9 protein-coding genes are annotated in these 10,276 nt (G+C 72.6%); 4 read left to right on the forward strand and 5 right to left on the reverse strand.

Going from position 1 to position 10,276, the window contains the following annotated elements; translation table 11 throughout:
- Positions 1 to 65: 65 nt before the first annotated feature.
- Both AB0917_RS31610 and AB0917_RS31615 read right to left on the reverse strand, forming a co-directional pair.
- Positions 66 to 1,190: a PP2C family protein-serine/threonine phosphatase gene (locus AB0917_RS31610; protein ID WP_366823136.1), complete on the reverse strand. Its 1,125-nt coding sequence runs from the start codon at positions 1,188 to 1,190 to the stop codon at positions 66 to 68.
- Between the two features lie 66 nt (positions 1,191 to 1,256).
- Positions 1,257 to 2,090, reverse strand: coding sequence for a Scr1 family TA system antitoxin-like transcriptional regulator (locus tag AB0917_RS31615; RefSeq protein ID WP_366823145.1), 834 nt, complete (start codon positions 2,088 to 2,090; stop codon positions 1,257 to 1,259).
- A gap of 168 nt (positions 2,091 to 2,258) precedes the next feature.
- Between AB0917_RS31615 and AB0917_RS31620 the strand changes: the two genes are divergently transcribed.
- Entirely contained in the window at positions 2,259 to 2,669 is a 411-nt protein-coding gene (locus AB0917_RS31620) for an ATP-binding protein (protein WP_366823137.1), read from the forward strand.
- A 55-nt stretch (positions 2,670 to 2,724) separates the two neighbouring features.
- Here the strand turns inward: AB0917_RS31620 and AB0917_RS31625 are convergent, their stop codons facing one another.
- Together AB0917_RS31625 and AB0917_RS31630 are read right to left on the reverse strand one after the other, a co-directional pair.
- Entirely contained in the window at positions 2,725 to 3,435 is a 711-nt protein-coding gene (locus AB0917_RS31625) for a ribonuclease H (RefSeq protein ID WP_366823138.1), read from the reverse strand.
- A 210-nt stretch (positions 3,436 to 3,645) separates the two neighbouring features.
- Positions 3,646 to 4,440, reverse strand: a complete 795-nt coding sequence (locus AB0917_RS31630; protein WP_366823139.1) for an SDR family oxidoreductase — start codon at positions 4,438 to 4,440, stop codon at positions 3,646 to 3,648.
- Positions 4,441 to 4,786: 346 nt separating this feature from the next.
- Here AB0917_RS31630 and AB0917_RS31635 point away from each other — a divergent pair, with 346 nt between their 5' ends.
- Positions 4,787 to 6,676, forward strand: a complete 1,890-nt coding sequence (locus AB0917_RS31635; RefSeq protein ID WP_366823140.1) for an ABC transporter ATP-binding protein — start codon at positions 4,787 to 4,789, stop codon at positions 6,674 to 6,676.
- Positions 6,677 to 6,781: 105 nt separating this feature from the next.
- On the opposite strand, the gene AB0917_RS31640 is transcribed toward AB0917_RS31635, so the two are convergent.
- Positions 6,782 to 7,042 carry a hypothetical protein gene (locus tag AB0917_RS31640; protein WP_366823141.1) on the reverse strand — a complete coding sequence of 87 codons (261 nt, stop codon included), beginning with the start codon at positions 7,040 to 7,042 and terminating at the stop codon, positions 6,782 to 6,784.
- A 149-nt stretch (positions 7,043 to 7,191) separates the two neighbouring features.
- Here AB0917_RS31640 and AB0917_RS31645 point away from each other — a divergent pair, with 149 nt between their 5' ends.
- Positions 7,192 to 7,875, forward strand: coding sequence for a class I SAM-dependent methyltransferase (locus AB0917_RS31645; RefSeq protein WP_366823143.1), 684 nt, complete (start codon positions 7,192 to 7,194; stop codon positions 7,873 to 7,875).
- A gap of 641 nt (positions 7,876 to 8,516) precedes the next feature.
- On the forward strand, positions 8,517 to 9,986 hold the full coding sequence (locus AB0917_RS31650) for a SulP family inorganic anion transporter (protein WP_366823144.1): 1,470 nt from the start codon (positions 8,517 to 8,519) through the stop codon (positions 9,984 to 9,986).
- Positions 9,987 to 10,276 lie beyond the last annotated feature (290 nt).

Below are 10,276 nucleotides of genomic sequence, written 5' to 3' on the forward strand. Positions count from 1 at the left end.
GTCGGATGCGTGCCGTAGGCGCCTGCCGTACGGCCGTACCGTCCGGGTGACCGACGATCGGCCCCTCAAACACGTGTCCGCCCGGGAAGCGGGGCGGCTTCCCGGGCGGGGCGGTGCAGGGCGAGGAGGGCCTGGTCGTCCTGGACCCGGCCGCCCGTGTGGCGCGCCACGTCGTCGATCAGCAGCTGGAGGATCTCCGCGGGGGCCGGCGGGTCGCCGACGAGTGAGCGGTGGCGCAGGAGGCGGGGCAGCCGTACGGCCGCGTCGTAGAAGACCCCGTCCTCGTCCCGGGCCTCGGTGACGCCGTCCGTGTAGCACAGCAGCGTGGAGCCGGGCGGGAAGGGGAACGTGTCGACCGGGAACGACCAGGTGCCCAGGGCCGCGATGCCGAGCGGGGGCGACTCCTGGGACGGTTCCAGGACGGTGGCCGTGCCCCTGGCGTCCAGCAGCACCGGGGGCGGATGGCCGCGGTTGACGATCCGTACGGCTTCGAGGCCGTCGGCGAACTCGGCGACCAGCGCCGTGGTGAACCCTTCCTCCTGCTCCTGGCCGCCCCTCCGCCCGCCCTCGCGCAGCAGGGCGGCCTCCAGCGCGGTCACCAGGCCGGGCAGGTCCTCCGCCTCGTCCGCGGCGTACCGGAAGGCCCCCAGGTCCGCGCAGACCGCGCTGACGGCGCCCAGCCCCTTGCCCCGGACGTCGCCGACCATCACGCGCACCCCGTGCACGGTGTCCTGCACCACGTAGAGGTCGCCGCCGATCATGGCCTCGTCCTCGGCGGGGATGTACCGGGCGGCGATCTGGAGTTCGCCCAGCCTCGACGGGGGCCGGGGCAGTACGGCGGTCTGGGCCACGGCGGCGACCTGGCGGGCGCGGCGGGTCCGGGCGCTCTGGCCCTCCAGGGTGCGGTTGATGAGGACGGCGAGCACGGTGACGGCCAGCAGGGTGAGCTGGTTGGCGACGCCCCGCTGCCAGCCGAAGGTGTGGTCGACCCAGGCGAGGACCGCGTGGACGGCCATCGAGAGGGCGCCGATCGCGATGATGCCGGGCAGGCGCAGCAGGGGCGCGGCGGCGACGGGCGCGGCCATCAGCAGGGGCGCGGAGGTCACGTCCGTCGGGGTCGCCAGGTCGATCACGACGGCCAGCACGATGACTCCGACCGGGATCCACTGGGCCCTGCGCTGCTGCACCACTCCCCCACGCTGTACGGCTCGGGTACGCACCGCATCCCGGCGGCGGCCGTACGGAGGCCCGGCCGCTCAGGGCGGCAGCGGGGTGCCCGGCGGCGGGGCGGCGGCGCACGCGGCGTCGAGCCGGATGCGGTGGGCCATCACGGCCTCCGGGTCGTCGATGAGGTCGACGCGGACCCCGGGCGTCTCCAGAACCGCCTGGTCGCCGATCTCCGGCGCGGGCACCCGCAGCAGGTGCAGCGGCGGCATACCGGTCATGGCGTGCGGCGGGTGGTCCAGCGGCACCACCTGGACGGTGATGTGCTGCTGGTCCATCGCCTCGGCCAGGGCCCGGCGCTGCCCGGCCATCGTCTCCGGATCGCCCACCCGGGTGTGCAGGGCGGCGGCCGGGAACAGGGCCCACAGAGTCGTGCCGCGCTCGGTCAGCCGGCGCCGGCGCTCCCGCAGCAACTCCACACGGCGCTCCAGCAGGGCGGGGCTGTCCTCGGGGTACCGCATCCGGTACAGGCCGGCGGCGTAGGCGGAGGTGCGCAGCAGCTCGGGCACGAGGGCGGGGTGCCAGGTGCGCACCAGGCCGGCCGACGACTCGACGCCGATGACGTCCTGCTGCCAGCTCTCCATCGCGTCCCGCCAGCCGTGCCACCAGCCGGGCAGGTTCGCGGCTCCGAGCCCGGCCAGGATCGGCTCGGCGACCGTGGGCGGGGCCCCGTAGCAGCGCAGCAGCTCGGCGACCTGGCGGGCGTCGAGCCCGGTCTCGGCCCGCTCGATCCGCCGTACGGTCGCGGGGTGCGCGTCCAGGGCGTCGGCGGCGGCCTGGAGGGTGACGCCGGCCTGTTCCCGCAGTATCCGCAGCCGGGCCGCCAGGACGCGGTGCTGCACGGTGGGGCCGGAGCGGGGTCGCATGCTCATACCTCGTTCGTCGAGCCCCGGGGCGGAGCCGTGAACACTCTGTCGCTTGCAAAGTATGCGCTTTGCGCCGAGAGTACATACATGTCGGAAATAGTCAGTTGCGCGGAGCGCGCTCCGGAAGGCGGGGGAGTCAGAGGTGCACACAGCTGGTGGGTTCCCCGATTGCCCGGGGGCGTTCCCGAGGCACGTCACCGGGTGCAGGAGGCGATGCTGGCGTGGGGAGAGCCCACGGAACGCATCGAGGCGGCGGCTCTGATCGTGACCGAACTGGTCACCAACGCCGTGCAGCACACCAGCACCCGCCGGATCCGCTGCCGGCTCCTCCGCTCGGCGGACGGGGTGCGGATCTGCGTGTGGAACCGCGGCCGGGCCCATATCCCGGCGCCCGCGTCCCCGGCCACCTCGGCGGGGCTGCCCGTCGAGGCGGCTCCGGCGGCGGCCGGCCCCGACGGCGACGATTCGCTCGACTGCCTGGCCGAGGACGGCCGAGGCCTCCTGCTCGTGGACGCCCTGGCGGCCCGCTGGGGTACGCGCGCCGCGCTGGCCGGCCGGCTCGTCTGGGCCGACGTCTGAGGCTGCTGAGCCGCCCGGGTGATGAACGCCCGGGGCTCCCCACTCGGCCGACCGATCAGGCAGGGGCCGTACGGCACTCCGGGTGGCCCCAGCCGTTGGGGTTCTTCGCGATCGGCTCCTTGGCCGCGTACGTCCTCCCGCAGTGGCACCGTCCCGCGAACCGCGCCTTGATCGTGCCGTTGGACGACCGCCCGGTCCGGGAGGCGCCCCCCGCGGCCTTGGCTCCACCCGAGCCGCCGCCCGCCTCCGTACGCCCCTTCGTGGCGCGCGTCTGGGCGGGTACGGGCAGAGCGGTCGCGCCGTGCGCCGTACCGGCCGCCCGCTGCGCCACCGCCGCCTCGCTGGCGGCCTGGTCGGCGAGCGCGTTGAGCGGGTCGCCGTCCACCTGGTGGGCGGGCACGTAGCGGAACGTCACCGTACGGGCGGAGAGCAGGGCGTCGATGCGGGTGACCAGCTCACGGTTGGCCACCGGCTTGCCCGCCGAGGTCTTCCAGCCGTTGCGCTTCCACCCCGGCAGCCACTTGGTCACGGCGTTCATGGCGTACTGCGAGTCCATCCGGACCTCGACGCGCACCGCCGGGTCGGTGGACTCCAGCAGTTCGGCCAGTGCGGTGAGCTCGGCGACGTTGTTCGTCGCGGTGCCCAGCGGGCCGGCCTCCCAGCGCTCGGGGCTGCCCTGGGCGTCCGCGACGACCCAGGCCCAGGCGGCCGGCCCGGGGTTTCCCTTGGATGCCCCGTCACACGCGGCGATGATGCTCTCGTTCATCCCCCGATCATGCCAGCCCCGCATGGCCGCTCCGACCGGCCTCCGGCCCCTCCGGCCGCCCCGAAGACCCCGCTCAGGGCCACGATCGGGCCGAGGACACGATCGGGGTCAAGGCACCATCGGGGTCAAAGCACGATCGGTGTCAGGGCACGATCGGTGTCAGGGCACGATCGCGGTCAAGGCACGATCGGGGTCAGGGCACCGTCGAGGTCAGGGCACGATCGAGTCGATGTATCCGCCGTCGACCCGTACCGCCGCCCCGGTCGTCGCCGACGCCTGCGCGGAGCTGAGGTAGACCACGAGGTTGGCGATCTCCTCGGGCTCGATGAGCCGCTGGAGCAGCGACTGGGGACGGTGCAGCCGCATGAACTCGCGCTGCGCCTCCTCCCACGGGAGGTCCTTGTCGACCAGTTCGTGGACGAAGTCCTCGACCCCTCCGGTGTGCGTGGGGCCGGCGATCACGGAGTTCACCGTCACGCCCGTACCGGCCGCCTCCTTGGCGAAGCCGCGGGCGACGGCGAGCAGGGCCGTCTTGGACATGCCGTAGTGGATCATCTCGGCGGGGATGACGATCGCGGAGTCGCTGGCGATGTTCAGCACCCGGCCCCAGCCCTGTCCGGTCATCGACGGCAGGTAGTGGCGGATGAGGCGTACCGCGCTGAGCACGTTGGTGTCGAAGTACGTCCGCCACTCCTCGTCGGTGATCTCCAGCGGCGGGCGGGAGCCGAAGATGCCGAGGTTGTTGACGAGGACGTCGACCCGCGGGACGGCCGCGTGCAGCTCGGCGGCGCCCTCCTCCGTGGCCAGGTCGCAGGCCACCGTCGTGACGGCCGCCCCCGCCACCTCGGCGCGCAGCGACCGCGCCGCCTCCTCCAGCCGTTCCCGGCCCCGCCCGGTCAGGACGACCTCGGCGCCGGCCGCGGCCAGTCCCGTGGCGATGGCGAGGCCGATGCCTTGCGAGGAACCGGTCACCACCGCGTTCTTGCCCGTCAGATCGATGCGCACGCCACTTCTCCCCTTGCCTGCTCCGACTGCCCGTTCGGCTGTCTGTTCCGTCTGCTCCGTCTGTTCCGACCGCGTGCTCCGGCCGCCCGTTCCGACTGCTCCGACCGCGCGCTCCGGCTGTCCCGGCCGCGTGTTCCGTCTGCCCTCACGCCGCTGCCTGCACGCGGCCGTTCCGGCCTCAGGCTCGCACCGGCCACGCCGCCCCGCGCGCCCTGTTGACCTCAAGCAAACTTGAGGTTCTAACGTGCTTCGTACACCCCGGGCCCCACCGGCCGACAGGCCCGTACAAGTCCGCACAGATCCTTACAAGTCCGTTCGACCACCTCAGCAGAGTTCGGAGCGCCCCATGGACATGGAAGTCACCGCATGGACATCGCTGCACAGCGCGATGAACGCCGAGCAGGACAGGCGGCCCTTCTCCGGAGCGACGCTACGCCGCATCCTGGTCTTCGCCCGGCCCCACAGGGCCCGCATCTACCGCTTCCTCCTGCTCAGCGTCGTCACCGCTCTCCTCGCGGTGGCCACACCGGTCCTCGCCGGGCGCGTCGTCGACGCCATCGTGCGGGGCGCGGACTCCGGGACGGTCACCCGGCTCGCCCTGCTGATCGCCCTGATCGCGGTCGCGGAGGCCGGGCTCGGTCTGCTCACACGGTGGCTGTCGGCCAACCTCGGTGAGGGACTGATCCTCGATCTGCGTACCGCGGTCTTCGACCATGTGCAGCGGATGCCGGTCGCCTTCTTCACCCGCACCCGGACCGGCGCCCTGGTCAGCCGGCTCAACAACGACGTGATCGGCGCCCAGCGCGCGTTCAGCAACACGCTCTCCGGTGTCGTCTCCAACGTCGTCACCCTGCTCCTGACGCTCGCCGTGATGCTCACGATCTCCTGGCAGATCACGCTGCTCTCGCTGGTCCTGCTCCCGGTGTTCGTCATCCCCGCCCGCCGGATGGGGGCCAGGATGGCCGGTCTCCAGCGGGAGGCGGCCAACCACAACGCCTCGATGGGCACCCAGATGACCGAGCGGTTCTCCGCGCCCGGCGCCACCCTCGTCAAGCTCTTCGGGCGTCCGTCGCGGGAGTCCGCCGAGTTCGCCGAGCGGGCCCGCCGGGTGCGTGACATCGGGGTCCGCTCCGCGATGGCCCAGTCCGCGTTCATCACCGCCCTCACCCTGGTCTCCGCCCTCGCGCTCGCCCTGGTCTACGGACTCGGCGGCTACTACGCGCTGCGCGGCACGCTGGAGCCGGGGGCCGTGGTGGCCCTCGCCCTGCTGCTGACCCGGCTGTACGCCCCGCTGACCGCGCTGGCCGGGGCCCGGGTCGAGGTGATGAGCGCGCTCGTCAGCTTCGAGCGGGTCTTCGAGGTCCTGGACCTCAAGCCCCTGATCGCCCAGAAGCCGGACGCCCGTGAGGTGCCGGAGGGTCAGGTCTCGGTCGAGTTCGAGAAGGTCTCCTTCGCCTACCCGTCCGCCGACAAGGTCTCCCTGGCCTCGCTGGAGGAGGTCGCGACGCTGGACAACCGGGGCGGCACGCCGGTCCTGCACGAGGTCTCCTTCCGCGCCGAACCGGGCCAGATGATCGCCCTGGTGGGCTCCTCGGGCGCGGGCAAGTCGACCATCGCCCAACTGCTGCCCCGGCTGTACGACACGGACGCCGGTTCCGTACGGCTGAACGGGGTCGACGTACGCGACCTGAGCGCCGACTCCATCCGCGACACCCTGGGGATGGTCACCCAGGACGGGCACCTCTTCCACGAGTCCGTACGCGCCAACCTGCTGCTCGCCCGGCCCGACGCCTCCGAGGACGACATCTGGGACGCGCTGCGCCGCTCCCGGCTGGAGGGGCTGATCGCCTCGCTGCCCGAGGGGCTGGACACGGTGGTGGGCGAGCGGGGTTACCGGCTCTCCGGGGGTGAGCGTCAGCGGCTGACCATCGCCCGGCTGCTGCTGGCCCGCCAGCGGGTCGTCATCCTGGACGAGGCGACCGCCCACCTCGACTCCACCTCCGAGGCCGCTGTCCAGGAAGCCCTGGCCGAAGCGCTGGAGGGGCGGACCGCCGTGGTCATCGCCCACCGGCTCTCCACCGTACGGGCGGCCGACCAGATCCTGGTGGTCGAGGCCGGCCGGATCGTCGAGCGCGGCACGCACTCCGAACTGCTCGCGGCCGGTGGGCGTTACGAGGAGCTGTACCGGACCCAGTTCGAGCGGCCGTCGGCGGACGAGGCCCAGCCTGTCGGCTGAAGCGGGGAGCTGAACCGGTCCGCGGAACCGGTCGGTCGAGCCCGGTCGGCTGGATCGGCCGGGCTCAACCGCTTGGCCGGACCGACCGGTTGAGCCCGGTGCCCGTCAGCGGCGGACCAGGCGGACACGTCCCGTGGTGCGCAGGCGCCGCAGGGCGTCTCCGCCGCAGCTGCGCCACTGCTTCGGCGACACCCGGGGGCGGTGGCCGCCGTTGGTGACGAGCGCGTTCACCGAGGTCATCGGGTCCGCGGCCAGGGACTTGGCCAGCAGCACACCGACCACCAGCGGGAGCAGGGTGACCGCCAGGGCGGTGCCTGCGGTGGTGACGTGCTGGATGCGGGGGCGCTGCCGCGCTGCGGAGTCCATGGCCTCATTCGAACAGCGGGCAGGCCGCGGAACATCGGGAAAGGTACTCAGCGCCACGGCCCCGCATACTCAGGCGATCGGGCGGGGACGCTGGGGACGCGGCCTCGGACGGCGGCAGGACACGGACGGACCACGGGAGGGCCACGCCGATGAGTGAGAGCCACAGAACGCCGGCGGAGCGCCCGGCCGGAGCCCCGGCCGCGCGGGAGACCCACGGGCTCCCCGCCGCGACGGTGTTCGACGCCCTGGGAGCCGAGTACGAGCGGGCGTTCGCCGGTTCGGACGCCCACCGCGCCTCGCTGGACCGGCTGCTGGAGCGCCTCGCGCCGGACAGCCGGGTCCTGGACGTGGGCAGCGGTACGGGTGTCCCGACGGCGCGACGGCTGGCCGGGGCCGGGCACCGGGTGGTGGGTGTCGACGTCTCCCCGGTGATGACCGCTCTGGCGGCCCGGCAGGTGCCCGACGCCGAGTTCCGCTGCGGCGATATCCGTGAGCTGCCGTGGGCGGACGGGGAGTTCGACGCCGTCTGCGTCTACTTCTCGTTGCTCCAGATGTCCCGCGGCGAGCAGGGCGAGCTGCTGGGCCGGCTGGGCCGGGCGGTGAGGCCGGGCGGCCATCTGGTCGTGGCCACCGTGCCGGTGGACGTGGCGGACGTGAGCGCCGAGTTCATGGGGCAGCCGGTGGTGGTGTCGAGCTTCGGCGAGGAGGAGTTCACCGCGCTGGTGGCCGGGGCGGGCTTCGCGGTGGAGGAGCGGCACAGCACGCTGTTCACCCCGGACCACCCGGCGGGCGCACCCGAGCCGCATCTCTTCCTGCACTGCCGTCGCGTCTGACGGCCGCACTCCCGGCCACAACCTTGCGCAGTGCCCCGGCGGGCCGCCGGGGCACTGCGTCATGTTCCGGCCCTGCTGTCCCGCGTGGCTCGAACACCCCATTGGCAATCACAAAGAACAAGCCGAATGAATGACAAGAATGGCGCATTCGCGTTCCTTCACGAGAAGGTAATGCGATAGCAAAGTTCTGGTCTATATGCTCAGCTGTAGTCGCATCCGCTCGGACGCCGACGGAATGACCGGACAGGTTCAACGCCCGGCAGAACATCGAGGTGAGACACCTTCTCGCCTTCGAACGTCCATACGGAATTAAACAGCGCATTCGTCAATATGCCCCGACCACACCGCTCCCCGGCACCACCGGATGCAGGAGGCAGGCCACCATGAAGTCCCTCGTCGCACCCGCCCGGACTTTCACCGAGAACGACGCCGCGAACGCAAAGGAAGCCGGGTGCCCCACGCACGGCCGGCCTCCCAGACCTGTCCGTGGGGGCCGCCGCGCAGCGCGCCCCGCCCCGATCAGCGTTCAGCGGCCGCAGAGCGGCCCGACGTGCGGCCGCCTCCGACGGCTTCCCGCTCCCCACTCGACGGTGCCCGGCCTCGTCCGGGCGCCGTCCTGACCTCCGAGGGAATCGTCACCCGTGATCTCCGTGAAAGAACTCAAGAACCCCCACGTCGTACGGCGTGACCTGCTGGCGTCACTCGTCGTCTTCCTGGTCGCCCTCCCTCTCTGCGTCGGCGTCGCCGTCGCCTCCGGCGTACCGGCCGAACTCGGCCTGGTCACCGGCATCGTCGGCGGCCTCGTCGTCGGCCTGCTGCCGGGCAGCAAGCTCCAGGTCAGCGGGCCCGCGGCCGGTCTCACCGTGCTCGTCTACGAGGCGGTCACGGAGTTCGGCCTCGGTACGCTCGGGCCGATCGTCCTGGCCGCCGGTCTGCTCCAGGTGGTGCTGGGCGTGGCACGCTTCGGCCGCTGGTTCCGCGCCATCTCCGTCTCCGTGGTGCAGGGCATGCTCGCCGGCATCGGTCTGGTCATCGTGCTGGGCCAGGTGTACGCCATGGCCGACACGGAACAGCCGGGCAGCGCGCTCGCCAAACTGGCCGGGCTTCCGGGGCTCGCCGTCGAGATCGTCTCGAACAACGAGGCCATGACGGCCTTCGGCCTCGGCGCCGGGACCGTCGCCGTCCTGCTGCTCTGGCCCAAGCTGCCCGCCTCCGTACGGATCGTGCCCGCGCCCCTCGCCGCGGTCGGCCTGGCCACGGCCGTCGCCGCCCTGGCCGGACTGCGGCCGCTGGTGGCCGATGTGAACGGGCTGCTGCACGCCATCGACCTGCCCGGCGCGGCGGACTTCGGCAGCCTGGCCGACGTGGCGGTCATCGGGACCGTCCTCGCCTTCGCCCTCATCGCCTCGGCCGAGAGCCTGTTCAGCGCGGCGGCCATCGACCGGATGCACGACGGGCCCCGTACGGACTACGACAAGGAGCTGGTCGCACAGGGTGTGGGCAACACGATCTGCGGGGCGCTCGGAGCCCTGCCGATGACGGCCGTCATCGTCCGCAGCGCGGCCAACGTCCAGGCGGGGGCCACCACCGCGCTCTCCCGGGTCGCCCACGGTCTGTGGTTGCTGCTCTTCGCGGCGCTGCTGCCCGCCGCCATCGGCATCATCCCGCTGGCGGCGCTCGCCGGGATCCTGGTGCACGCCGGATGCAAGCTGGTGCCCGTGCGGGAGTTCGGCCCGCTCTGGCGCGAACACCGGGGCGAGGCCCTGCTGTTGGCGGTCACGGCACTGGCCATCGTGGTGACCAACCTCTTCGAGGGCGTGGTGCTGGGGCTGCTGCTGGCCGTGGTCAAGTCGGCCTGGGAGACCTCCCACGTACAGCTCTCCACGCACAGCCTCACCGGAGGCCGGGTCGTGGTGACCCTCACCGGGAACGCGACCTTCCTCCGACTGCCGCGCATGCTGGAGCAGTTGGAGAAGCTGCCGCAGGACCAGCCCATAGAGCTGGACGTGACCGGCCTGCGCCACCTGGACCACGCCTGCCGGGTGGCCCTGGAGAACTGGGCGCGGCGGCACAACAACGCGGAGATCGAGCCGGTGACGATCCGCCGCTGACCAACCGCCTTCGGTGGTGCGCCCGTTGGCGGCCCGGCCGTTGGCCATGGGACGGGCGTCGTCGCCCGCCTTACGAACAGTCCGTTCATCCCGCCTACCGACCAGGTCCACGGCTTCGTCTTCGACGTCGCGTCCGGCCGTCTCGACGAGATCGTCCGACGGCCGCAGGGGGCTGCCGCTCCCGGCCCCGGGGCCGGCGCAGGCGCTTGAGGTGCTTGCGCCAGCGCCCGTCGGTGATGGCCGCATATACCACGCGCTCCATCACCTGTGAGGTGGTCAGGCCCGAGCGC

The sequence above is a fragment of the Streptomyces sp. NPDC007346 genome (assembly GCF_040703535.1).
In the GTDB taxonomy this organism is placed as follows: domain Bacteria; phylum Actinomycetota; class Actinomycetes; order Streptomycetales; family Streptomycetaceae; genus Streptomyces.

Coding starts and splice junctions, on each gene's coding strand:
- AB0917_RS31635 (WP_366823140.1), top strand. CDS start 4,787: ATGGACATGGAAGTCACCGCATGGACATCGCTGCACAGCGCGATGAAC.
- AB0917_RS31645 (WP_366823143.1), top strand. CDS start 7,192: ATGAGTGAGAGCCACAGAACGCCGGCGGAGCGCCCGGCCGGAGCCCCG.
- AB0917_RS31640 (WP_366823141.1), bottom strand. CDS start 7,042: ATGGACTCCGCAGCGCGGCAGCGCCCCCGCATCCAGCACGTCACCACC.
- AB0917_RS31625 (WP_366823138.1), bottom strand. CDS start 3,435: ATGAACGAGAGCATCATCGCCGCGTGTGACGGGGCATCCAAGGGAAAC.
- AB0917_RS31615 (WP_366823145.1), bottom strand. CDS start 2,090: ATGCGACCCCGCTCCGGCCCCACCGTGCAGCACCGCGTCCTGGCGGCC.